Source organism: Fulvimonas yonginensis (genome assembly GCF_037137055.1).
In the GTDB taxonomy this organism is placed as follows: Bacteria; Pseudomonadota; Gammaproteobacteria; order Xanthomonadales; family Rhodanobacteraceae; genus Frateuria_A; species Frateuria_A yonginensis.
Genome location: NZ_JBBBNY010000002.1, coordinates 376,157 through 400,009, shown reverse-complemented (window position 1 = coordinate 400,009; position 23,853 = coordinate 376,157). Strand labels below are relative to the sequence as shown.

The 23,853-nt window shown below is 72.1% G+C and carries 20 protein-coding genes; 7 read left to right on the top strand and 13 right to left on the bottom strand.

Translation table 11 applies throughout. The annotated features are described in order from the left end of the window. Positions 1-89 precede the first annotated feature (89 nt). The 3 genes from WAT24_RS05075 to WAT24_RS05065 form a co-directional block, all read right to left on the bottom strand. Entirely contained in the window at positions 90-1,061 is a 972-nt protein-coding gene (locus WAT24_RS05075) for a sensor histidine kinase (protein ID WP_336806737.1), read from the bottom strand. Between the two features lie 32 nt (positions 1,062-1,093). After that, positions 1,094-1,819: a response regulator transcription factor gene (locus WAT24_RS05070; protein ID WP_336806736.1), complete on the bottom strand. Its 726-nt coding sequence runs from the start codon at positions 1,817-1,819 to the stop codon at positions 1,094-1,096. Positions 1,820-1,946: 127 nt separating this feature from the next. Next, on the bottom strand, positions 1,947-2,564 hold the full coding sequence (locus WAT24_RS05065) for an arylesterase (protein ID WP_336806735.1): 618 nt from the start codon (positions 2,562-2,564) through the stop codon (positions 1,947-1,949). Here WAT24_RS05065 and WAT24_RS05060 point away from each other — a divergent pair. From WAT24_RS05060 to WAT24_RS05045, 4 genes are all read left to right on the top strand, one after another. Continuing rightward, entirely contained in the window at positions 2,563-3,258 is a 696-nt protein-coding gene (locus WAT24_RS05060) for an ABC transporter ATP-binding protein (RefSeq protein ID WP_336806734.1), read from the top strand. The two genes, WAT24_RS05065 and WAT24_RS05060, sit on opposite strands and share 2 nt — an antisense overlap. An 85-nt stretch (positions 3,259-3,343) precedes the next feature. After that, positions 3,344-5,824 (top strand): ABC transporter permease, encoded by a 2,481-nt coding sequence (locus tag WAT24_RS05055; RefSeq protein ID WP_336806733.1) that lies wholly within the window; start codon positions 3,344-3,346, stop codon positions 5,822-5,824. Between the two features lie 41 nt (positions 5,825-5,865). Continuing rightward, the gene (locus WAT24_RS05050; RefSeq protein WP_336806732.1) at positions 5,866-6,486 is read left to right on the top strand and encodes a glutathione S-transferase family protein; all 621 of its coding nucleotides are present in this window, start codon (positions 5,866-5,868) and stop codon (positions 6,484-6,486) included. A 28-nt stretch (positions 6,487-6,514) separates the two neighbouring features. Then, positions 6,515-7,633, top strand: a complete 1,119-nt coding sequence (locus tag WAT24_RS05045; protein WP_336806731.1) for an SLC13 family permease — start codon at positions 6,515-6,517, stop codon at positions 7,631-7,633. A gap of 18 nt (positions 7,634-7,651) precedes the next feature. Here WAT24_RS05045 and WAT24_RS05040 read toward each other — a convergent pair whose 3' ends face one another. Beyond that, positions 7,652-8,425 (bottom strand): DUF4097 family beta strand repeat-containing protein, encoded by a 774-nt coding sequence (locus tag WAT24_RS05040; RefSeq protein ID WP_336806730.1) that lies wholly within the window; start codon positions 8,423-8,425, stop codon positions 7,652-7,654. Between the two features lie 120 nt (positions 8,426-8,545). On the opposite strand from WAT24_RS05040, the gene WAT24_RS05035 reads away from it, so the two are divergent. After that, positions 8,546-9,013 (top strand): hypothetical protein, encoded by a 468-nt coding sequence (locus tag WAT24_RS05035; protein ID WP_336806729.1) that lies wholly within the window; start codon positions 8,546-8,548, stop codon positions 9,011-9,013. Positions 9,014-9,322: 309 nt separating this feature from the next. Here WAT24_RS05035 and mazG read toward each other — a convergent pair whose 3' ends face one another. Genes mazG through WAT24_RS05010 form a run of 5 tightly spaced genes read right to left on the bottom strand, consistent with a single transcriptional unit; the run spans position 9,323 to position 13,115 of the window. Next, positions 9,323-10,135, bottom strand: coding sequence for a nucleoside triphosphate pyrophosphohydrolase (gene mazG / locus WAT24_RS05030; protein WP_336806728.1), 813 nt, complete (start codon positions 10,133-10,135; stop codon positions 9,323-9,325). Between the two features lie 33 nt (positions 10,136-10,168). Beyond that, entirely contained in the window at positions 10,169-10,990 is an 822-nt protein-coding gene (cysQ, locus tag WAT24_RS05025) for a 3'(2'),5'-bisphosphate nucleotidase CysQ (protein ID WP_336806727.1), read from the bottom strand. Next, positions 10,987-11,541, bottom strand: coding sequence for an ADP compounds hydrolase NudE (gene nudE, locus WAT24_RS05020; RefSeq protein WP_336806726.1), 555 nt, complete (start codon positions 11,539-11,541; stop codon positions 10,987-10,989). Before nudE ends, cysQ begins: the two co-directional genes overlap by 4 nt. Positions 11,542-11,550: 9 nt before the next feature. Continuing rightward, entirely contained in the window at positions 11,551-12,336 is a 786-nt protein-coding gene (locus WAT24_RS05015; RefSeq protein WP_336806725.1) for an inositol monophosphatase family protein, read from the bottom strand. Beyond that, positions 12,333-13,115 (bottom strand): type II secretion system protein N, encoded by a 783-nt coding sequence (locus tag WAT24_RS05010; RefSeq protein ID WP_336806724.1) that lies wholly within the window; start codon positions 13,113-13,115, stop codon positions 12,333-12,335. The genes WAT24_RS05015 and WAT24_RS05010 overlap by 4 nt, the downstream gene beginning before the upstream one ends. A 50-nt stretch (positions 13,116-13,165) precedes the next feature. On the opposite strand from WAT24_RS05010, the gene WAT24_RS05005 reads away from it, so the two are divergent. Then, positions 13,166-14,536, top strand: a complete 1,371-nt coding sequence (locus WAT24_RS05005; RefSeq protein WP_336806723.1) for an adenosylmethionine--8-amino-7-oxononanoate transaminase — start codon at positions 13,166-13,168, stop codon at positions 14,534-14,536. A gap of 14 nt (positions 14,537-14,550) precedes the next feature. Here the strand turns inward: WAT24_RS05005 and WAT24_RS05000 are convergent, their stop codons facing one another. Beyond that, on the bottom strand, positions 14,551-14,877 hold the full coding sequence (locus WAT24_RS05000; protein ID WP_336806722.1) for a hypothetical protein: 327 nt from the start codon (positions 14,875-14,877) through the stop codon (positions 14,551-14,553). 114 nt (positions 14,878-14,991) lie between these two features. Between WAT24_RS05000 and WAT24_RS04995 the strand changes: the two genes are divergently transcribed. Further along, complete coding sequence (locus tag WAT24_RS04995) at positions 14,992-15,729, top strand: 16S rRNA (uracil(1498)-N(3))-methyltransferase (protein ID WP_336806721.1); 738 nt, start codon at positions 14,992-14,994, stop codon at positions 15,727-15,729. 14 nt (positions 15,730-15,743) lie between these two features. Here WAT24_RS04995 and WAT24_RS04990 read toward each other — a convergent pair whose 3' ends face one another. Genes WAT24_RS04990 through WAT24_RS04980 form a run of 3 tightly spaced genes read right to left on the bottom strand, consistent with a single transcriptional unit; the run spans position 15,744 to position 23,834 of the window. Beyond that, positions 15,744-16,250, bottom strand: coding sequence for a chemotaxis protein CheW (locus WAT24_RS04990; protein WP_336806720.1), 507 nt, complete (start codon positions 16,248-16,250; stop codon positions 15,744-15,746). Continuing rightward, entirely contained in the window at positions 16,247-17,890 is a 1,644-nt protein-coding gene (locus tag WAT24_RS04985; RefSeq protein ID WP_336806719.1) for a chemotaxis protein CheB, read from the bottom strand. Before WAT24_RS04985 ends, WAT24_RS04990 begins: the two co-directional genes overlap by 4 nt. After that, entirely contained in the window at positions 17,883-23,834 is a 5,952-nt protein-coding gene (locus tag WAT24_RS04980) for an Hpt domain-containing protein (protein ID WP_336806718.1), read from the bottom strand. Before WAT24_RS04980 ends, WAT24_RS04985 begins: the two co-directional genes overlap by 8 nt. Positions 23,835-23,853: the final 19 nt, after the last annotated feature.

Below are 23,853 nucleotides of genomic sequence, written 5' to 3'. Positions count from 1 at the left end.
GCTCGCCGGCAGTGCGTCTGGCACCGAGCCTGCGGGAAAGCGTCGCGGGCAAGCTCGCTCCTGCAGGCCTTCGCTGTGACGCCCCGCGGCTAGGCCGGCAGGGTCTCCGGGAAGCGGATCCGCGCGATGTGTTCCCCGCCCTCGCGGGTCTGCAGCTCGAGCGGCCAGCGGAAGCGCTCGCTGATGCGCCTGGCGATCGCCAGCTCGAAACCGTGCCGGTCGATCGCGGGGGCGGTGTCGACGCGGTTGGACACCGCCACCGCCCCCGGCAGCACGCTGATCACGATGGTGCCGTGTTCCGCCTGCTGCGCCGCGTTGCGGATCAGCTGCCAGCACAGCACCATGAACACGCGTGGCGAAGCGCGCAAGCCGAAGCGCGCGGGCTGCTCGAGTTGGAGCTCGACCGAGCGGCCTTCCAGCATCTGGCGCAGGTCGTCCATGCCGCGCTCGAGCACCTCGTTGACGACGAACTCCTCCTCGCCCGCGCCCATGTCGGACTCGCGCGCCAGGATCAGCAGCGCCTCGATCAAGGCCTCCATCTCGCGGGTCGCCCGTTGGATGCGCTTGACCGAACGCACGCCGAACTTGCTCAGCTCGGACTCGTCCGAGAGCATGTCGGCCGACATCTTGATCACGGTGAGCGGGCTGCGCAGCTCGTGGCTGGCGTCGCGCGTGAAGTTGCGCTCGCGCAGGTTGTAGCCGGCGATACGGGTGGCGAAGCCGTGCAGGCCGCGCGCCAGCGTCGCGACGTCGGCGTCGGTCCGCTGCGAGAGCCGCCCCGGTGCCAGCGCCTCGACATCGGGCTGCTCTTCCCAGGCGTCGACCACGCGTGCGAGCCGCCCCACCTGGCGCCACTCGCGCCGCGCCGCCAGCCAGGCGGCCGCGCTGACCACGACGATCAGCGCGAGCACCGCCGGCGGCGGTGCCACGCCGTAGAACCCCAGCACGACAGAGGTGACCACACCCAGCAGTTGCGCACCGAAGATGAGCGCCAGACGGCGTTGGAAGGCGCCGACCCGGAACTTCGCTTCGCCCCGTTCCTGTGTGATGCCCCTGTCCATGCCTGCCGTTGTCTCGCCCACCCCTCTCGAAGTCAAGCGGTGGCCGACGCCACTTCCGTCTCCAGGTCCGCGAGGCGATAGCCGGCCGAGTGGATGGTGTGCAGCAACGGACGGTCGAACGGCTTGTCGATCACGCGGCGCAGGTTGTACAGGTGCGAGCGCAGGGTGTCGGAATCGGGAAGCGTGTCGCCCCAGATCTCCCGTTCGATGTCACGGCGGCTGACCACCCGCGGCGACTCCCGCATCAGGATCGCCAGCAGCTTGAGGCCGATCGGCGAGACGGTGAGCTCCTGGCCCGCACGGGTCAGGCGCAGGGTTGCGGTGTCCAGCGTCATGTCGCCCACGGTGAGCACCTCCGAGGACACCTGGCGGCGATCGCGGCGAATCAGCGCGCGCAGGCGTGCCTCCAGCTCGCGCACCTCGAAGGGCTTCACCAGGTAATCGTCGGCGCCAGCCTCGAGGCCGATCAGCTTGTCCTCGAGCGTGTCGCGGGCGGTGAGCATCAGCACCGGCGTGGATTTCTTGGCGTCCTTGCGCAGCTTGCGACAGACGTCCAGCCCGTCCATGCCCGGGAGCATCAGATCCAGCACGATCACGTCGTAGCTGTTGGACACGGCCAGGTGCAGACCGCTCACGCCATCGGCGGCGTAATCCACCGAATAGCCGCGCCGCTCGAGAAATTCCCCAACCATTTCAGCAATTTGGCGGTTGTCCTCTACCAAAAGGATCAAACCGGCCTGTTCGTCGCGTAGGCTCATGGTCCCTCCGTCGCTTGTTTTCACAAATGTGAAGAGCTAACGATGGCCCGGGTGACAGTGGCGTGAAGACCCGCCAACCCGCGTCGGACCGCGCTTTTGCGTCGAGCCTGCTGCTGCATGGTCGGCCTCATCGCAACAGCGGCTCCAGCGCGGACCACACCGTAGCGAGCACAGCCGGTTCCCCGGCCGCCGTGGGGTGCAACCCGTCATCCTGCATCTTCGTGAGGTCGAGCGCCACCCCTTCCAGCAGAAACGGCACCAGCGCCACGCCCTTCTCCCGTGCCAGGCCGGTATAGATCGCACGCAGACCGTCGCGATAACGTGGGCCGTAGTTGATCGGCAGCTCGATGCCCAGCAGCAGGACCTTCGCATGCGCCGCCCGGGCCTGGTCGATCATGGCCGCGAGGTTGTCCTTCAGCGCATCCAGCGGCAGGCCGCGCAGGCCGTCGTTGGCGCCCAGCTCCAGGATCACCACGGCCGGGCGGTAGGTCTCCAGCAGCGTGGGCAGGTGGCGTCGGCCGCTCGCCGTGGTCTCGCCGCTGATGCTGGCATTGATCACGCGCCAGGGCGGCTCCATCTTGGCCAGACGGACTTCCAGCAGATGCACCCAGCCCTGCTCGACCGCGATGTTGTGCGCGGCCGAGAGCGAATCGCCCAGCACCAGCACGGTCTTCGGGGCGGCGGCGTGCGCCGCGCCGACCCAACCGATGCAGAACGCCGCCAGCAGCCCGAGGAAACGACGCATGAGCGAATCTTCCCAACCTCTTCTGGAGGCCCGCGATGTTAGCAAGACCGTGCGCGGCCCCGAGGGGCGGCTGGACATCCTCGCCAACGTGAGTCTGGCGGTTCACGCGGGGGAAAGCTTCGCGATCGTGGGCGCCTCCGGTTCGGGCAAGACCACCCTGCTCGGCCTGCTCGCCGGACTGGACATGCCCAGCGGCGGCGGCATCCGGCTGGACGGCCACGCGCTGCATGCGATGGACGAGGAAGCGCGCGCGGATCTGCGCCGGCGGCTGGTCGGCTTCGTGTTCCAGTCCTTCCACCTGCTCCCCGCGCTCACCGCCGAGGAGAACGTGATGCTGCCGCTGGAACTGGAAGGTCGCGACGAGGCCCGCGCGCTGGCGCGCGAGGCACTGCAGGACGTGGGCCTGGGCCTGCGCCGGCGCCACTACCCCGCACAGCTGTCCGGCGGCGAGCAGCAGCGCGTGGCGATCGCACGCGCCTTCGTGCACCGGCCGCGCGTGCTGTTCGCCGACGAACCCACCGGCAACCTCGACCAGCGCACCGGCCGGCACGTGGCCGACCTGCTGTTCGCGCTCAACCGAGATCAGCACACCACGCTGGTGCTGGTCACGCACGACGCCCAGTTGGCCGCCCGCTGCGCGCGTGGCGTGGAGCTCCGCGAAGGGCGCGTCGCCTCGGCCGAGTCGCTGTCATGAGCCGCGCCGTGCCGATCACCCGCCCGCGATGGCGCGGGGAACAGCGGTCGCCCGCGGCGAGGCCGGCCGTCGCGGAGACGGCGGCATGAGGCTCCTGCGCCTGGGCCTGCGCACGCTGCGTCGCGAGTGGCACCTGCCGGAATTGCGCACGCTCGCCGCCTCGCTGCTGCTGGCGGTGGTGGCGCTGGGCGTGGTCGCCACCCTGGCCACACGCGTCGAGCGCGGGCTGCTCGCCAGCGCGGCCGAGCTGATCGGTGGCGATGCCGGCCTCTCGGCGCCGCAGGCGCCGGCGCCTGACTACGCGGCGCAGGCGCGCCAGCGCGGGCTGGCGCTCAGCCGCAGCGCAGGATTCCCCTCGGTCGCTTTCGCCGGCGAACGCAACCAGTTGCTCGACGTCGATGCGGTCGATGGGGCCTGGCCATTGCGCGGCACGCTGGAACTGCGCGCGCGCGGCCGTGACGCGGCCGGCCACGGCCCGCCGGCAGGCACGGTGTATCTGGACCATCGCGCCCTGGTGGCGCTCGGACTGGCGGTCGGCGACCGCGTGCAGGTCGGTGGCATGGACCTCACCGTCGCCGCCGAGCTGCTGCGCGAGCCCGACGGCGGCGAACTGGTGGCACTCGCCCCGCGCGCGCTGATGAACCTGGCCGACGCCCAGCGCGCCGGCCTGCTCGGGGTCGGCAGCCGCGCGCGTCACCGCCTGCTGGTGGCCGGTGCGCCCGCGGCGGTCGACGGCTGGCTGGCCTGGGTGAAGGCACGACCCTTGCCGCAGGGCGCCGAGCTGATCACGCCAGGGCAGACGCAGGAGCGCATGCGCAGCGCCTTCGACCGCGCCGGCGCGTTCCTGCGCCTGACCGCGCTGCTCTCCGCCCTGCTGGCGGGCGTGGCGATCGCGCTCGCCGCGCAGCGCTACGCGCGCCGCAAGACGCCGGAGATCGCCCTGCTGCGCGCGCTGGGCACCGCACGAGGGCGCGTGCTCGGCCTGCTGCTGGCGACGCTGGGTGCGCTCGCGCTGCCGGCCGCCCTGCTCGGCGTGCTGCTCGCCTGGGGCCTGGCCGAGGGCGCCTGGCGCCTCGCCGGCACGTTGTTCGTGCATGTGCCCACCAGCTTGCCGCTGCTGCCGGCGCTGGCCGCCGCGGCGATCGGCCTGGCGGTGCTGGCCGGCTTCGCGCTGCCGCCGCTGGCCCGGCTGGCCGAGGTGCCGCCGGTGGCGGTGTTCCGCGCCAGCATGGTGCGGCGCGTGCGGCGGGTCGACGCGCTCTACCTGGTGCCGGCGCTGGTTGCGCTGGCGCTGATCTGGGGCCAGAGCGGCTCGCTCAAGCTCGCCGGCATCCTCGCCGCCAGCCTGGCCGGCGTGGCGCTGCTGGCCGCCTTGCTGGCGGCCCTGTTGCTGTGGCTGACCCGGCGCATCGCGCCGGGGGCGCACCCGGCGCTGCGGCTGGGTCTGGCCGCGCTCGCGCGCCGACGCACCGTGAGCCTGGTGCAGGCGACGGCGCTCAGCCTGGGGCTGGTGGCGCTGCTGCTGCTCGCGGTGGTCGCTCCCGCGCTGCTGGAGGGCTGGCGCCGCGAGCTGCCGGCGGACACGCCCAACTGGTTCGTGCTCAACCTGCAGGACGACCAGCGTGCCGATTTCGCCCAGGCGGTGCGGCGCCTGGGCGCGCAGGGCTTCAACGCGCTGCCGCTCGCCGTGGGCAAGCTCACCGCGATCAACGGCACGCCGGTCGATCGCCTGCGCTTCGCCGATCCGCGCGCGAAGGAGTGGGTCGACCGCCAGTTGCGCCTGTCCTGGACCGGCACGCTGCCGCCATCCAACCGGATCGTCGCCGGGCGCTGGGCCGGCGCCCGCCCGGCACGCGCGGAGGTCTCGATCGACACCCTGTGGCGCGACATGTTCGCGCTCGAGCTGGGCGACCGCATGCGCTTCGACGTGGGCGAGGGCACGCTGGAGGCCACCGTCGGCAGCGTGCGCCAGGTCGACTGGAGCTCGTTCCGGGTCAACTTCTTCCTGCTGCTGGATCCGTCCCATGCCGGCCACCTGCCGCACACCTGGCTGGCCAGCTTCTACCTGCCACGCGGGCACGCCGAGGGCCTGGCGAAGCTGTCGCGCGAGTACGGCAATCTCAGCCTGGTCGACGTCGATGCCCTGCTCGACCGCGTGCGGCAGATCGTCGACCAGGTGGGTAGCGCGGTGCGCTGGGTGCTCGGCTTCAGCCTGCTTGCCGGCGCACTCGTGCTGGCTGCGGCGCTGGCCGCCAGCGCCGCCGAACGCCGGCACGAGGCGGCGCTGCTGCGCACGCTGGGCGCACGGCGCAGCCAGCTGCGCCTGGCGGCCGCCTGCGAGTTCGCCATGCTCGGGCTGATCTCCGGCCTCACCGCCGCTTGCGGGGCCGCCGGCGCAGGCTGGTGGCTGGGGCGCGCGGTGTTCCACCTGGACGGGTTCGTGCCGCCGCTGCGGCCACTGCTGTACGGTGCGCTGGCGGCGGCCGTGACGGTGATGCTGCTGGGTCTGGCCGGCACCCGCCGGATCACCCGCACCGCGCCGATGCGGCTGTTGCGGGAGGGCTGAGCACCCGCCAAGATCGCTCGGCCCTCCTGCAAGAGACGACCGTGTACACGCTCTACTACGCCCCGGGCGCCGCCAGCATGGTGGTGCATCTCGCCCTGTTGGAAGCCGGCGCGCCATACGACTTGCGCCTGGTCGACCTCGACGCCGGGGCGCAGCGCGACCCCGCCTATCTCGCGCTCAACCCACACGGCGTGGTGCCCACGCTGGTGGTGGACGGCCGGCCGCTGGGCGAGTCGTCCGCGCTGCTGATGCTGCTGGCCGAGCGCCACCCCGAGGCGGGGCTGGCGCCGGCGCCGGGTACGCCCGGACGCGGCGCCTGGTACGCCTGGATCGCCTACCTCGCCAGCACGCTGATGCCGCCATTCCGCCTGTGGTTCTACCCGCAGGACCTGCACGACACGCCGGACGTGCGCGCAGCGGTGCAGCGCCGCATCGAAGGCGTGTGGGACCACCTGCAGGCGCACCTGGCCACGCAAGGCCCCCATCTGCTCGGCGAGCAGTTTTCCGGCGCGGACCTGCTGCTGACCATGCTGATGCGCTGGTCGCGCAACATGCCGCGCCCGGCCACGCAATGGCCCGCGCTCGCGCAGCTGGCCGACCGCGTGCGCGCGCGGCCGAGCTGGCGCCGGCTGTACGAGATCGAGGGATTGCGCGAATGGTGACACCGCCCCGCACGCCGTGCGTCTGCCGATGACCGGCCGCCGCTGGCTGGACCGGCTCCTGCAGGAATGGCTGCTGCTGGTCTTCGCGGTGCTCGCGCTGGTGCTGGCCCTGCTCGATCCGCAGCCGGCGGCGGCTTGGCGGCGCTGGCTGCAGGTACCGACGCTGGCCGGCCTCACCGGCCTGCTGGTCGCCATCCAGGGGATCCGCGACAGCGGCCTGGTGCAGCACGCGGCGGCGGTGCTGGTGGCGCGCACGCATTCGCTGCGCACGCTCGGCTTGCTGCTGGTGACGGGCACCGCGGTGCTGTCGATGGCGCTCACCAACGACGTGAGCCTGTTCCTGCTGGTGCCGCTGACGGTGGCGATCGGTGGGATGTCCAACCTGCCGGTGCTGCGCATGGTCGTGCTGGAGGCACTGGCGGTGAACGCGGGCTCGACGCTGAGCCCGATCGGCAATCCGCAGAACCTCTTGCTGTGGCAGCACGGCGGCTTGTCGTTCCTGCAGTTCGCCTGGGCGATGCTGCCCGCTGCAATGGTGATGTTCACGCTGGTGGCCGCCCTGACATGGGCCTGGCTGCCACACGACCGCGTCGCGCTGGCACCGGAGGCGCTGGACAGGCGTGCGGTCCGCGGCGGCCTGGCCACACTCTCGCTCGGCGCGCTGGCGGCGATGGTGGTGCTGATGGAGTACGGCCAGGCCCTGTCCGGCGCGGCGCTGCTGTTGGCGGTGTTCGCGCTGGTGGCGCGGCGCAGCCTGGCGCGGCTGGACTGGCTGCTGCTGCTCACCTTCGCCGTGATCTTTCTTTCGCTGGGTCATCTGGCCGAGCTGCCGCAGGTGCACGGCCTGCTCGCCCGGGTCGATTTCGGCCAGCCGCTGCACCTGTACCTGGCCGGCATCCTCGCATCGCAACTGATCAGCAACGTGCCGGCCACGGTGCTTCTGCTGGAACACGCCCGCGACCCGGTCGGGCTCGCGGTGGCCGTCAACGTGGGCGGCTTCGGTGCGGCAATCGGCTCGCTCGCGAACCTGATCGCCCTGCGGCTGGCGCGTCAGCCGCAGGGCCTGCGCCAGCTGCACCGGGTGTCGATCCCGTTCCTGCTGACCTGTGCGCCGCTGGTGTATCTGGTCTGGCGCTGGCTGGGATGAGCGGGACGCCCGGGCGACTCAGTCGTCGTCGCTGGGCACCTGCACCTTGCCCTTGACGCCGTTGTAGCTCACGTCGCCGCTGCCCTTGGCGCCGACGGTAAGGTTGCCGCCCACGCCGTCGACGTCCAGGTCGCCCGAGCCGAGGGTGTCCACGTGCACGCTGCCGCGCACGTCACGCAGCCGCACGTCGCCCGAGCCGATGCTGCCCACGCGGACGTCACCGCCGACGTGGCTGGCGGTGAGGTCGCCCGAACCGACCGAGCCCACCTCCAGGCTACCGACGTCATTCGCGTCCACATCGCCCGAGCCCACGCCGGTGGCGAAGCGGCCGGCGATGTCGCGTACGTGCAGGTCGCCCGAGCCCACGTGGCTGCCGAGCTGCCGCACGCCCGCCACCTCGGCATCGCCCGAACCCACGTCCACCGTCAACGGCAGGTCGGCCGGCAACTGCACGGTCACGTCCAGGTCGCTGTAGTGGTTGCCGAACAGGTGGAACACCGAGCGGTCGCCGCCGCCCAGTTCCAGGATCAGCTGGTCGCCTTCGCGCCGCTGGGTGACGGTGAGCACGTCCAGCGTCTCCTTGTCGGAGGCGCAGGCGCGGCCGCGGACGTCCAGCGAGCGGGCATCGCTACGCCCGGTCACGTGCAGGTCGTAGCTGTGCACCTCGATCTGCACGCCGCGCACGCCGGCCAGGTCGGCGGTGAGGTTGCGCGGCGCCTCGAAGGCGCAACGGTCCGCCGCATGGCCGGCGAACGGCGCGAGCAGCAGCAGGGATGCGAGGATGGGGCGCATGGCGGACTCCGGGTCGGTTGAATGGTCGGGGCTAGGATGCGCGCCGGGCGCGTAGGGTTGCAGTCAACCGGGCCGGACCGGCCACGTTTCCCGGAACACCGTCACTGCCGGAGCGCTCCCATGCCCCGCCACGCCCTGCTCGTCCCCGTCCTGGCCCTGCTGCTGGCCAGCCCGGTCGTGCTGTCCCAGGACACGCCGCCCGCCTCCCCCTCGCCGCGCACCCTGCCGGCGCCCGCGCGGGACCCGATCGGCCATCGCCTGCATCGCCTGCGGATGGAGCACGGCCCCGGCATGGGCGTGATGTCCGACCTGCACGCGCTGGAGCGCCTGTGTCGGCAGACCGGCCGCGAGAAGGAACTGGCCGGCGTCTACAACGAGGTGCTGGCCAAGTCGCAGGACCCGGGTCTGCGTACCTACGCCTACCATCGCCTGGCCGACCTGCAGGCAACGCCGGCCAACCTCGACCAGGCGATCGCCACGCTGCGCAAGAGCCTGTCGGAGAACCTCGCCAACGAGGCGAAGATGCGCGCCGAACGCGAGCGCATGCGCGCCCGGTGGCAGCAGCACACGGCCCCGGCCCCACGCTGAGCCAGCATCCCCGCAAGAGCGAGCTTGGGCGCGATGCCTCGGCCCGGGTGCGCTGCCGAGCAAGCCCCGACAGAAGCATCGCGAGCGAGCTCGCTCCTACACGGGGCCGTGTCGGCTCCGCCTCGCTGCGCAACCGGAAACCCTGGCAGCGGCACGAAAACGCGCACCGAGCACGACCGCATGCGCGCCCGGTGGCAGGGGCGCACGCCCCCCAGCCGGCCTCCCCGTAGGAGCGAGCGTGCTCGCGATGTCTGGCTCGGGGTGGTGATACGGGGCGCCCCCGGAAAACCATCGCGAGCCGGCCCGCTCCTACGGGCGGGTGTCCACCTCTTCTGCCTTGGCGCGGCGCCACAGCGCCTCCTGCTCCTCCAGCCGGAGGTCGGTCATCGCCTTGCCATCGGCCCAGGCCAGTTGTTCCATGCGCCTGAAGCGGCGCTCGAACTTGGCGTTGGCGCGGCGCAGCGCGCGCGAGAAGTCCACGCCAGCACGGCGGGCGAGGTTGGCGGCCACGAACAGTACGTCGCCGAGTTCGTCTTCCAGTCGCTCGGCGTCGGCGCCCTGCGCGAATTCGGCGCGCAGCTCCGCCACTTCCTCGGCCAGCTTGTCCAGCATCGGTCCCGGCTCGGTCCACTCGAAACCGACCGCCGCCGCACGTTGCTGCAGCTTGCTGGCGCGCTTCCACTCGGGCAGGCCGCGCGAGACCCCGGCAAGCGCGCTGGCGTCGTGCGGCTCGCCGCGGGCGGCGCGCTCGGCACGCTTGATCGCTTCCCAGGCGCCCGACTGCGCCTCGCCATCCGGGTAGCGGACGCCGCCGAAGACGTGCGGATGGCGCCGCACCATCTTGTCGCCGATCGCGTGCGCGACGTCGGCGAAATCGAACAGGCCACGCTCGCGGGCCATCTGCGCGTGGAACACCACCTGCAGCAGCAAGTCGCCCAGCTCCTCGCGCAGATCGGCGAAGTCGCCGCGGTCGATCGCGTCCGCGACCTCGTAGGCCTCCTCGATGGTGTAGGGCGCGATCGAGGCGAAGTCCTGCTCGCGATCCCACGGGCAGCCGCCCTCCGGATCGCGCAGGCGCGCCATGATGGCGAGCAGGTCCTCGAGCGTGTAGCGCTCAGCCACGCGCGCGCCGGCGGCGGCCACCGCGCTCGTGCCTCACGCCGCCCTCGCGATCGCCAGCCGGGCTTTCCAGTCCGCCGCCGGGTCGCCCACGGCCAGGAATTCCGGATTGAGCACCGACTCCTTGGTGTTGTAGCGCAGCGGCTCGCCCTGCAGGTCGAGCACCGCGCCGCCGGCCTGCTCCAGCACGCACTGCGCGGCGGCGGTGTCCCACTCGCTGGTGGGACCCAGGCGCAGGTAGACGTCGGCGACGGCGCGGGCGACCAGGCAGAACTTCAGCGACGAGCCCATCGCCACGGGCTGGTGCGGCGCGCCCAGCAGCGCGTCGAGGAAACCGTGCGTGTCGGCGCCGTGCGAGCGGCTGCCCGCCACCACCGCCGGCGCCGCCAGTGCGCGCGTGCCGATGCGCTGCCACGGGCCGCCGGCGTGCTGCTGCAGCCACGCGCCCTGCCCCGCCGCCGCGGCGTACAGCTCGCCCGTGACCGGGGCCAGCACCACGCCGAGCACCGGGCGGTGGTCCTCGATCAGCGCGATGTTGACGGTGAACTCGCCGTTGCGCTTGACGAACTCCTTGGTGCCGTCCAGCGGGTCCACCAGCCAGTAGCGGGGCCACGTACGGCGCTGCTCCCACGCCACGGCGCGACCTTCCTCGGACAGCACCGGCAGCGCCGGATCGAGCGCGGCCAGGCCCTCCATGATCACCCGCTGGGCAGCCAGGTCGGCGGCGGTGAGCGGCGAGGCGTCGTCCTTGTGCTCGACCGCGAACTCGTCGCGGTAGATCGCCAGGATCGCCGCGCCCGCGTTGCGGGCGATCGAGCCGACCTGGGCCAGCAGACCCGATTCGGGAGCGCCGCTCATGGCTGGAACCTCCCGGCCAGGTACTCGCGCGCCATGAACAGCGCGGCGATGGAACGGCCCTCGGTCACGTCCTCACGCGCGATCAGGGTGTGCAGCTCGGAAAGCTTCCATGGCACCACGTCCAACTCCTCTGGTTCGTCGCCGGGCAGGCGTTCGGGGTAAAGGTCCTGTGCGATCACCACGTGCGCCATGTGCGTCATGTAGCCGGGCGACAGCGACAGGTTGTGCAGGATCTTCAGGCGGTTGGCGCCGTAGCCGATCTCTTCCTTCAGCTCGCGGTTGGCGCCCTGCTCGGCGGTCTCGTCCTGGTCGAGCCGTCCCTTGGGCAGCGAAAGCTCGTAGCGGCCCACGCCGGCGCCGTATTCGCGCACCAGCAGCACGGTGTCCTCGTCGAGCATCGGCACGATGATCACCGCGCCCAGCCCGCTGGCGCGCAGCCGCTCGTAGGTGCGCCGCTCGCCGTTGGAGAATTCGAGGTCCAGCTGCTCGACGTGCAGGAAGCGGCTGTCGACGCATTCGCGGGTGGCGTGGATGATCGGTGGCTTGCGCATCGTTCGATTCTAGCCGTTGGGAATGTCATGCAGCCGTTCAAGCGCCAGCGCGTGGATCGCCGGCACGCCGGCGAGCACGCTGGTGGTCGCCAGCCCGGGGGCGCGGCCCTGGAGATCGGTGAAGACCCCGCCCGCCTCGCGCACGATCACCGCCAGCGCGGCGATGTCGAGAATGTTGACGTCCGACTCGATGACCAGGTCCAGGCTGCCGCGCGCAAGCAGGTGATAGTGGCAGAAGTCGCCGTAGCCGCGAATGCGGCTGCTGTCGCGAATCAATCCCCCCAGCGCGTCCCAGCGCGCGTCGCCGGTGAGCGTGCGCACGTTGCCGATCGACAGCGACGCCTGCGCCAGCGCGCTCGTACCGGCCACCTGCACGCGCTCGCCGTCGAACCAGGCGCCCTGGCCGGTGCGGGCCCAGAAGGTTTCGCCGTAGACCGGCGCGCAGGACACGCCGAGCAACAGTTCGCCCCGGTCCATCAGTGCGATCTGCGTGGAGAAGAACGGCGTGCGCCGCACGAAGCTCTTGGTGCCGTCCAGCGGATCGACCAACCAGAGCAGGCCCTCGCGCGAGCCCTCCAGGCCGTACTCCTCGCCGTAGATGGCGGCCTGTGGCAAGGCCTTGGACAACACCGCGCGGATCGCGCGCTCGGCCTCGCGGTCGGCGGCGGTGACCGGCGTGGCGTCGGGCTTCCACTCCACGGCGACCCCGCGGTTCCAGTAATGGCGGAGGATCTCCGCCGCCGCGGCTGCCGCTTCGCGCGCGGCGTCGAGCGCCTGTCCGAGGTCGCAGTTCATGGCGAGGTTCCCGGTACGGCCGCGGCCAGGCCGCCGCGGCGATGCAGTTGCACCGAGCCGTCGGCGGCCGGCGGCCCGAGGCGCGCCAGCCAGTGGCGCAACCGGGTGTCGGCGCTGCGCGGCTGCAGGCGCAGGTCCAGGCGCCATCCGAGGGAACTGGCCTGCCAGCGGCCGTCGGCGGCGAGCGGACCGTCGCCGTCGTCGCGCAGCCGCCCCTGCAGCACGCCATTGGCGCCCTCCAGCGCCATGGTGAGATCGCCGAGTGCGACGCCGCCGCCGCGGGTGCGCATGGCGGCGTCGTGCCAATGGACCTGGCCCTGCAACGCGAGTGGCCAGCCGCCCTGCAGCAGCACGCGCGGCAACGTGATGTCGAGCCGGCCCTGCGGGCGGCCCAGCGGGGTGACTGCCTCGCCCGTCCAGTCGGCAAGGTCGAGCTGCGCGGTCACCCCCCGCCACAGCAGACGCCCCTGTGCATCGCGCTGCAGGCGGCCGTGGGCGGTGAGCTGCGGCCCGTCGAGCGCCAGGTCCAGATCCACGTCTCCCCACAGCGCGCGGCGCGAAAGCTGCCAGCGCAGCCGTCCGAGCGGGCGCCCGTCCGGCCCGAGCAGGCGCTCGGCGCTGCCGTTCCAGACCAGCCCGTGTACCCCCTCCAGCGACAGTCCGTGCAGCCGCGGCTGCAGCCAGGGCAGCAGCCATCGCGCCGGCAGGAACAGCACCAGCGCCACGGCGAGCAGCAACGCCAGGGCGACGAACAGCCAGGCGGTACGTGAAGGTTTCACGGAGCTTCGATGCGCTTGAGCGGCCATCCCGCAAGACGGATCATAGCCGGATGAGTACGCTTCTCCCCGCCCGCACAGGCAACGCCGCCCTGGCTGCACGCGATCTGCGACATGTCTGGCACCCGTGCACGCAGATGCAGGACCACGAAAGCATTCCCATGGTGCCGATCGTCCGCGGCGAAGGCGCCTGGCTGATCGACGCCGACGGACGCCGGTACCTGGACGGCATCAGTTCCTGGTGGACCAACCTGTTCGGCCACGCCAATCCGCGGCTCGCCGCGGCGCTCGCCGACCAGGCCCAGCGCCTGGAGCACGTGATCTTCGCCGGTTTCACCCACGCGCCGGCGATCGAGCTGGCCGAGGCGCTGGTGCGCATCACGCCGCCGGGACTGGAGCGGGTCTTCTTTGCCGACAACGGCTCGGCGGCGATCGAAGTGGCGCTGAAGATGAGCTTCCACTACTGGCTCAACCAGGGTCACGGCGAGAAGACGCGCTTCATCGCGCTGACCGGCAGCTACCACGGCGAGACGCTGGGCGCGTTGTCGGTGAGCGACGTGGCGCTGTACCGCAAGACCTACGCGCCGCTGCTGCTGACGCCGATCCTGGCGCCCTCGCCGGACGCCTACGAGGGCGAGCCGGGCGAGTCGCCGGCGCAGCTGGCGGCCCGCCGCCTGGGCGAGTTGCGCGCGCTGCTCGAGCGCCACGCGCACGAGACCTGCGCGGTGATCGTCGAGCCGCTGGTGCAGTGCGCGGGCGGCATGCGCATGTACCACCCGGACTACCTGGCCGGCCTGCGCCGGCTGTGCGACGAGTTCGACGTGCACTTCATCGCCGACGAGATCGCGGTGGGCTTCGGGCGCACCGGTACGCTGTTCGCCTGCGAGAGCGCCCGCGTCCGGCCGGACTTCATGTGCCTGTCCAAGGGCCTCACCGGCGGGTTCCTGCCGCTCTCGGCGGTATTGACCACCGAGGCGGTGTATGCGGCGTTCTACGCCGAATACAACGCCGGCAAGGCCTTCCTGCATTCGCACAGTTACACCGGCAACCCGCTGGCCTGCCGGGTGGCACTGGAGACGCTTGCGATCTTCCGCGACGAACCGGTGCTGGAGCGCAACCGCGTGCTGGCCGCGCACCTGGCGCAGCGGCTCGCACCGCTGCGCGACCATCCCCACGTGGGGGACGTGCGGCAGACCGGCATGATCGCCGCGGTCGAGCTGGTCGCGGACAAGCGCACGCGGAGACCATGGCCGGCCGGCGAGCGGCGCGGCCTGCGCGTGTACCTGCATGGCCTCGAGCACGCGGCCCTGCTGCGCCCCCTCGGCAACGTGGTCTACTTCATGCCGCCCTATGTGGTGGACACGGCGCAGATCGATCACCTGGTCGACGTGGCGACCGCCGGCATCGAGCGGGCCGTCGCCTGACCCGGGGCTGCCGCTCAGTGTCCTTGCACCGTGATGCTCGGGTCGAGCCGACCCAGGGCGTGTGCGGTATCGCGCGCCCCGGTGCGCCGCAAGTCGTCCTGGCTGTAGCTGCGTCCGACCACCGGGAGGCACACCCCACGCGCCGCGGCCATCCGGCTGTCGGTGGCGGGCAGGCAGTCCCGGAGCTCCGGCGATCCTTCCTTCGGCGCCGTCGCATCCCGGGCGGCGGCTGGTGGCGGAGCAGCAACCTGGCCGAGTGCCGGACCACTCAGCAGGAGGGTGACGACCAGAGCGGAGCCAAGCGAAGGCATGACGGCGATCCCGTGCGGCGGCACGGTCATGCTGCGCCCATGCCGGCCCGCAGGCAATGCGTCCCCGCGCAGGCGCCCCCGCGACGGTTCATGTAGGCAGACCGCGCGGTCCGGTTAAGCTTCCGCTTTTGCCGCGAGCGTTCCATGCGCACCATCCGCATCCATGTCGATCAACCGCTGGCGACCGGGCTGGAACTGGCGCTGCCGGCGCAGGCGGGCGAACACGTGGCGCGCGTGCTGCGCATGGGCGAAGGCGACCCGCTGGTGCTGTTCAACGGGGACGGCCACGACTACGCGGCCTCGCTCACGGCCGTCGGCAAACGCGAGGTACGCGCGCGGGTCGCGGCGGCACGGGTGGTCGCCAACGAATCGCCGCTGCGGCTGACCCTGGCCCAGGGTGTCGCCCGTGGCGAGAAGATGGACCTGATCGTGCAGAAGGCGACCGAACTCGGCGTCGCGTGCATCGTGCCGCTGCTGACCGAGCGTTCGGAGGTCAGGCTGGACGCAATGCGCGCGGAAAAGCGCCTGGCCCACTGGCGGGCCGTGGCTGCCAGCGCCTGCGAGCAGAGCGGACGCGCCCGCCTGCCGGTGGTGCTGCCCACCCAGCCGCTGGAAGCCTGGCTGGCCGGCCTGCCGCGGGATGGCGCGTTGCGCCTGGCGTTGCTGCCCGAAGGCGACCGCTCCGCACGCGCGCTCGCCTTCGGTGCGGCCGGGGGGCTGCTGGTGGTCGGACCGGAAGGCGGCCTCGGCGAGCGGGACACCGCCGCGCTGCGTGCGTCCGGCTTCGATGGCCTGGTGCTGGGACCGCGCATCCTGCGCACGGAAACGGCCGGCCTGGCGGCGCTGGCCGCGCTGCAGGCCCTGCACGGGGATCTGGGCTGACCGCCGCGGGCGGTTCAGCCGACTTCGCTTGCCTGCTCGACCGGCTCGTGCGCCGTGTCCAGCAGGCGCGCCAGCTCCTGCTCGATGCCTTCGAGGTCCGGGATCACTGCGATGTCGTCGCGCACCAGCACCTGCGCCTTGACCCCGGGCGGCAGCGGCGTGCCGTCGTGCGTGGGGATGACCAGCTCGGCATTGAGCGTGGTCAGGCGCGGAAAGCCCTGGGTCAGCACGGCGATGAACGGCAGCCTGGCATTGCCGCCGGGCGCCTTGAGCACGGCCACGCGCACGGTGAGTTCGGCGTCGCCCTCCGGCGCGCCGGCAAGCTTGGTGAAGGCGACCAGCGGTACGCGCCAGCCGCGCCAGGCGATGCGCCCGAGCAGCCACTCGGGAGCGCCCTGCACCGGTTCGGGCGTCGGCAGGGTGATCACCTCGGCCACGGTGGCATTGGGCAACAGCAGGCGCAGCTGGCCGACCGGCACCAGCACGCAGCGGATCTCGCGCGGCAGGGGTTGTTCGCTCATCGCTCACCTTCCAGGAAATGCTCGGCCAGGCGCGCGGCCAGCTCGCGCGGCGTACCCGCGTAATGGGACAACCGCTCGGCCAGGACGCCGCTGACCATGTCGGACGCGTGCGCGCCGCCGACCGCCTCCACCCACACCTGGCCACCGCGGTCGTGGACCGCCTGGCAACCGCCCACCGCATCGGTGGACCGCCCGGCGAACACGATCGCGACGACCTCGCGGCCGAAGGTACTCGCCGCCAGGGTGAAGCTGGCATCGATCGAGGGAACGTGCGCGGCGTCACCGGCCACCGGGTCGAGCTCCACGGTGCCGTCGCGCTGCAGGCGGACCTGGCGATCGGAAGGCACCACGACCACCTCGCCCGCACGCACGCGCATGCCCGTCTCGGCCAGCCGCACCGGCAATGCGCACTGCGCGGCGAAGTAGTCCACCAGCCCGTCCGCCGGCCGACCGGCGAGATGCTGGGTGTGCAGTACCACGACGGGCAGCCCGGCCGGCAGGGCGGCGAGGAACTGGCCGACCGATTCGGTGCTTTCCGTGGTGGCGCCCAGCACCACCAGCCTCGACAGGGGCTCTGCGGCCTCGTCGGAGGCCTGCGGCGCGGGCTCGTAGTGTTGCGGTGCGATCGCCTCTTCCATGGACACCAGCTCGAGGCTGAGGCCCGGCTTGATCGGCGATTCGGCGGCCTCCCCCTCGGGCGCGAGGAAGTCGGCCGCGCTCATTTTCTGGATCCCGAACATCGCGGGACTCGCGGCCTCGCCGCTGGTGGTTTCCGCCGGCGTGTCCGGATCGAGCAGCGTCCAGCTGTCGGAGACGCGCGTCGCGGCGGGCGCCGCGCTCGCGGCGCGCGGGACGGTCGCCACCTGCGCATCGTCCAGCGGCGCCAGCTCCAGATGGTCGAGCTGGAACGAACCTCTGGCCACCGGCTCCGTCACCGGTTCGGCGGCAGCTGCCACGGCGACCGGTTCGGGCTCCGGCTCGCGCGCGGCCTCGACCGGCGCGATCGTTTCGACCGCATCGTCTTCCGGTGGCGCGCCGAAATCCCCGTCATGCAGGAGGCTGCCCTCCCCCGCGGCATAGTTGAGGCCCGAGCCGAAATCCTCCGCGTCCGCCACCGTCGTGTCAGAGGCGAGCAGCGCTTCGAGCTCGGCAGCCAGCGTTTCGGACGCGGCAGCCTGGCGCGCCTCCTCGTCCTCCGCGGGCGGGGCGGGGGTTTCGTCGGCGACCGCGACCGGTGGCGCCACCACCGGCACCGGCGCCGCCTCGGCGACCGGTTCGACGGCCGGCGGACGCGGCGGATCCGCGTCGCCTGCCGCGAGCACCTTCATTGCCAGGTGCCGGGCCCAGCGCGCGCGATCCCAGCCCTGCAGCGCACGGCTGGCCTGGGCATCGTTGAACACCACGCGCGGGCGATCGCCGTCCAGCGCCTCGTCCAGGCGATCGAGCGCGCCGTCGTCCTCGTCGTCCAGGTTGACCACCATGACGTCGGCGTCGAGCGAAGCGACCAGCTCACGGCTGAGGCCGGACAGCGGGCCTTCGTGGACGATGCGCGCGCCGCGCTCGCTCAGCGCGGTGCGCAGCTGTTCCCCCAGGCCCGCATCGTCGAACAGCAGCGCGACCGCCGGTACCGCCTCAGCCATTGACCGCCTCCATCGCCCGCTGCTCCAGCACCTCGGCGATCTGCGCCAGCAGCTCGGCCTCCTGGTAGGGCTTGCCGAGGTAGCGGTCGACGCCGATGTCGAAGGCGCGCTGGCGGTGCTTGTCGCCGGTGCGCGAGGTGATCATGATGATCGGCACCTCGCGCAGGCGCGGATCGGCCTTCATCTGGGTGGCGAGTTCGTAGCCGTCCATGCGCGGCATCTCGATGTCCAGCAGCATCATGTCCGGCACGCGCTCGTGCAGCTTCTCCAGCGCGTCGATGCCGTCCTTCGCCGTGGCCACCTCGTAGTCGTGGCGCTCCAGCACGCGGCCGGTGACCTTGCGCATGGTGATCGAGTCGTCCACCACCATCACCAGCGGCTTGGCGCGCGGCTCCTCGACCACCGGGACCTGCACCGCGGCCAGGCCTTCGGCCAGGCGCTGCTCGCGCCGGGCGATACCGTGACGGACCAGCGGCGGCAGGTCGAGAATCACCAGCACCGAACCGTCGCCCATGATGGTCGCGCCAAGCACGCCAGGTACCGAACTGACCTGCGGGCCGACCGACTTCACCACGATCTCGCGCGAACCGACGACGCCGTCGATGCGGATCGCGGCACGCAGGTCGCCGGTGCGGGTGAGCAGCAGCGGCACCTGTTCGTCCTCGCCGCCGTGACCGGGCGGGAGGCCCAGCAGCTCGGACAGGTCGTGGATGCCGTAGGCCTCGCCGTTGTAGTCGAAGCTGGGGTTGTCCTGGGCCAGGCGCTCGGCCAGCTCGTCGGGATCGATCCGCGCCACGCCCTGCACCGAGGTCATCGGGATAGCGAAGCTCGACTCGCCCAAACGCACCACGATCGCCTGGGTCACCGCCAGGGTGAACGGCAGGCGCAGCACGAAGGTGGTGCCCTGGCCGGGCTGCGACTCGATCGCCAGCGAGCCGCCGAGCTGCTTGATCTCGTTGGCCACCACGTCCATGCCCACGCCGCGGCCGGCGAGCTGGGTCACCTGGCTGGCGGTGGAGAAACCGGTCTGCGTGATCAGGCTCAGCAGCTGGTCGTCGCTGGGACGGGCGTCGGGCCGCAGCAGGCCGCGCTCGATCGCGCGCGCGCGGATCGCCTCACGATCCAGGCCGCGGCCGTCGTCGCTGACGCGCACCACCACCTCGGTGGCCTCGCGGGCGACGCGGATGCGTACCGCGCCCTCTTCCGGCTTGCCCGCCTTGCGGCGTTCGGCCGGCGTCTCGATGCCGTGCGCGATGGCGTTGCGCAGCATGTGTTCGAACGGCGCCTTGATGCGGTCGAGCAGGTTGCGATCCATTTCGCCGTGGGCACCCTCGACGTACAGCTGGGCACTCTTGCCTTCCTCCTGCGCGGCCTGGCGCAGGGTGCGGCGCAGGTTCGGCACCATCGTGTCGAACGGCAGCATGCGGGTGCGCAGGAGGCCGTCCTGCAGTTCCGCGCTGACGCGCGACTGCTGGATCAGCAGGGTCTCGGCCTGGCGGGTCAGCTCGTCCAGCATGTTCTGGATCGACACCAGGTCGGACACCGACTCGGCCAGCGCACGCGAGTACTGCTGCAGCTGCGAGAAGCGGTCGAGCTCGAGCGGGTCGAACACGCTCATGCCCGCTTCGCGGTGCTCGCGCTGGTAGCGCGCGATGATCTGCGCCTCGGTCTCGATCTCGAGCATGCGCAGCTGGCTGCGCAGACGCTGCACGGTCTGATCCAGCTCGACCAGGTTGAAGCGGTAGCCGGCCACCTGCTGTTCCAGGCGCGAGCGGTAGATCGCCACCTCGCCGGCGTGGTTCACCAGGTCGTCGAGCAGTTCCGCACGTACGCGGATCTGCTCCTGCGGCGAGCGGGCCTCTTCCTCGCGGTCGGACAGCAGCTCGGGCAGCAGCTCGGGCAGCGGCGCGGCCGGCACGGGCGGGGCCGCGACCGGCGCCGACCCGGAGGGCGCGGCCTCCTCGGCCAGCCGGTCATGTCCGGCCATGGCCAGGAAGCGATCGATCAACGCCTGCGGGTATTCGATCGGCTGGCCCTGGGATACGCGCTTGACCAGCGCGTGCAGCGTGTCGAAGCCGGCTTCCAGCGCACCGATCAGCGCCGCGACGTCGCGCTCGCCGACCGGCTTTTCCAGCAGCGTCTCGATCGCGTGGGTGAGGTCGCCCACCGGCACCAGGCCGGCGATGCGCGCACCGCCCTTGAGCGTGTGCAGGTCGCGCTGCAGGCCGGCCGCGTGCGCCATCTCGGTCGGCTCGGCGCGCCACTGCGCCAGCAGGCCGTCGGCGTGGTCGAGCAGTTCGTGCGCTTCCTCGGTGAAGATCTCGAGCAGGTCGGGGTCGATCTGGCCCACCCATGGGGTGGCCGGCGCGGTCGCCTCCGGGGCGTCGTCGTGGGCCGCGACCTCCTCGGTTGCCTGCTCCGGCTCCTCGACGGCCGGCGACGGGGTCTCCCCGGTGTCGGCGGCGAGCTCGGGCGCCACCGGCGCACCGTCCGCGGGCGACGCCTCGGCGATGTCGCCGTCGATCACGATGTCGTCCTCGACACCGGCGGTGTCGACCGCCTCCTCGGGCGCGGCCAGTCCAGGGTCGGACAGCTCCGGCTCAGGGGGGGCAGCGGATTCGTCCTGCCCGGCCGGAAGCACGTCCTCCGGCTCGTTCAGCAGGTCGTCGAGCAGCGTCGCGAGGTTCTGCTCGTCGTCGGTGATGTCGAGCGCCGACTCGGTCGTGTCCGACTCCCCGGTGTCCAGCTCGAACGCGTCCAGCGCGGCCAGCAGCTCGCCGGCGTAGGCGTCGTGCTCGTCCTCCGCCGCCGGCTCCGGCGCGGCTTCCGGCTCGCCCAGCGCATGATCCATGCCGGCATCGAGGGCGGCAGCGGCGACGTTCTCGCCAGGAAGCTCGGTCGGCAGCTCTTCCGCGTGCGGATCGAACAGCACGTGGGCGACCTTGGGCTCGGGCTGGGCGTCGCGCAGTTCGGCCAGCCGCGCCGTCAGCGCATCCACCGAAGGCAGTTGCGGGTCGGGCGCGTCGAACTGCGCCATCACGTGGTCGACCACGTCGGCGGACTGCGCGAGCAGGTGCGTGCCTTCCTCCGACAGCGGCGCGGCGGCGGCGCGCAGACGCTTGAGCAGGCTTTCCAGCGGCGACAGCAACTGGGTCAGCAGCGGGATGTCGACCATCGCGATGGCGCCGTGCAGCGTGTGCACCGCGCGCAGCAGGGCGTCGTCCACGCGCAGTTCGCCGTCGGCGCGGGCCAGCGCCGCGCGGATGGTCTGCAGGTACTGCGCCACTTCGCTGCGCAGGATCTCCAGCAGGACCGGGTCGACCGGGGGCATCACCGGCAGCGGTATCGCGTCGGTGGGCGGCGGCGGTGCGCTGACCGCGGTGTGGTCGGTGTGGGCCGCAGCCGGGACCGCCTCGGCTGCCACGTCCAGGCGCGGCACGCGGCGGCGCACCACGCGGCGCACGGTTTCGGTGGCGGGGGCGGCATGGTCGCTGATCTGCGCCATTTCGCCCGCGGCGAGGCGGTCGGCGGTGGCCATGATCGCGGCCAGCGGCGCGCTGGGCGTGCCCTCCCCCTTCAGGGCCAGCAGCAACTGCGGCAGCGCGTCGATCGCGGCCTGCACCAGCGCCTGTACACCCTCGTGCGGCTGGATGGTGGCATCCAGCACGCGGTTGAGCATGTTCTCCACCTTCCAGGCGAATTCGCCCAGCACGCTGGCGCCGACCAGGCGGCCGGAGCCCTTGAGCGTGTGGAAGGAACGGCGGATCGGCGTGAGCGCGGCCAGCTGGGTCGGGTCGGCCAGCCAGGTCTGCTGGGCGCCGCGCAGGTTGTCGATCTCCTCCTGCATTTCCTCCAGGAAGATCTCGCGGATGTCGTCGTCGATGCCCTCGGTGCCGAGCTGGAAGCCGGCGTTGCCGGCCAACGCGTCGGCCGCCGGCACCTCCTCGACGACCTCCTCCTCGATCTCGATCCAGTCCCCTGCGTCCTCGGCGGTGCCGGGTGCGGCCGTCGGCTCGGTCTGCGCCAGGCGCAGGCCGGCCAGTTCGTGGGCGGGGGTCTGCAGCGGCTCGCTGTGCCCGATCAGCAGGCTGGTGAGGTCGTCGCCGTCGGCCACGCTCACCGGCTCGGAAAGCGCGGGCGCCGCTGCGTCAATGGCCGGCGCCGGCACCGGTTCCGGCGCCCGCACCGGCGGCTGGTAGGCCTCGGCGGCGCGAGCGGCCGGCAGCGGCCAGTAGCCGAGCGAGCCGAGGCTGTGCTCGGCCACGTCGAGGATGTGTTCCAACCCACCACGATGCTCGCGCGCGGCCTCCAGGTAGTACTCCAGCGCGGCCAGGGCGTCGGCCAGATGATCCATCTGCGCGCTGCCGGGCACGCGCCGGTCCACCAGCATCTCGTTCCAGACGTAGCGGCCGATGCCCTCGGCCAGTTCCGCCGGACGCGGCGCCGAGAGCATGCGCAGGGCGCCGGAGACCTCGTCCATCAGGGCCGGCGTGCCCTCCAGCTGCGCCAGGTCCCAGCCGGCCTCGACGAAGGCGACGATCGCCTCCTTGACCTTGGCGGTATTGGCGATCGCCTCCTGCATCAGCGTCGCCAGGATGCTGCGCGCTTCACTGCGCGGCAGCGCCGGCGCCGTGTCCTCGTCCACCGCGAGGCTCTCGGAGGCGAGGTTGTCGTCGGCACCGAGGCTCTCGATGTGGTCGTCGAGCGACGATTCCACGTACAGCAGCGCGCCGGCGACGTCCAGCAGCACGCCCTCTTCGGGCGCGCGCACCTTGTGCGCGATCTCCTCGAGCACCCGGCGCTGCTCGTTGACCACGCGGCGCGGCACGGCCAGGGCGAGCATGCCCAGGGTGTCACCCACGCGCTCGAGCACCTCGCCCTGCGCGCCCAGCTGCGCGGGATCGGGATCGGGCTGGCGCAGGAACAGGTCCAGCGCCTCCTTCACGCGCAGCAGGTCTTCCTTCAGCGCCTTGGAAACCGAATCGAGCAGCGCGCGGTTGTGTCCCGACATCGAGCCGCGCGCGTGCTCCAGTTCCGCCGCCTCGGGCAGCAGGCTGTCGAGACGGTAGGTCTGCTTGAGCAGCGCCATCTGCGGGCTGGCCTGGCGGGCCTGCGCCACGATGTAGAGCAGCTTCGCGGCCAGCTCGTCGGCATCGCCGCCGCGCAGGCTGGCCTCGCCCTGCTCGATCAGCTGGCGGATGTTGCGGTCGACCTTGCCGATCAGCTGGCGGATCTCGGCCGCGTGGCTCTTGAGCATGCCCTGCTCGAGGCCCTCCAGCGCGCCGGCGGCGATCCACCACAGACGGCGGCCCGGCACGGTCCAGCAGCGGCCGGCGATCGCCAGCAGCGTGTCGCGCATGCCGACCAGTTGCTGGGCCGCGTTCTGCCCGCGGAACCAGGCGAGCAACTGCTGCTGGAAGCGCAGGCGCAGCTCGGTCACGGCGGCGCGCTGCGCGGCCACGTTGACCTCGCCCTGGGCACCCGGCGCCTGCACCGGCAGCGCCTGCTCCAGGTTCGGGTTGAACAGCGCCGCCTCGGACAGGGCCTGCTGGTCGCGGCTGGCGCGCAGGTCGTTGAGCAGCGGCAGCAACACCACCGGAACGTCGCGATGGCCGCCGGAGAGGCGCTCGAGGTAGTCCGGCAGCTGCATCAGGCCGCGCATCAGCGCGCCGAAGGCCTCCTCGCGCTGGCGGACGTGATCCTCCAGCAGGCAGATGGCCAGCGTCTCCATTTCCTCGGCGACCATGGCCGCGCCGTACAGCTCGACCATGCGCAGGGTGCCCTGCACCTGGTGCAGGTGGTCGACGCAGGCACGCATGATCTCGTGCTTGCCCGGGTTGTCGACGAAGGACTCCAGCGCCTCGCGGGCGCGCGCCAGGGTCTCGTCGAGCTCCGGCTTGACCCACTGCAGGGTGGTGAAATCGATGTGGTCTTGAAGTCTCATGCGCCCCTCTTGAGCGGCT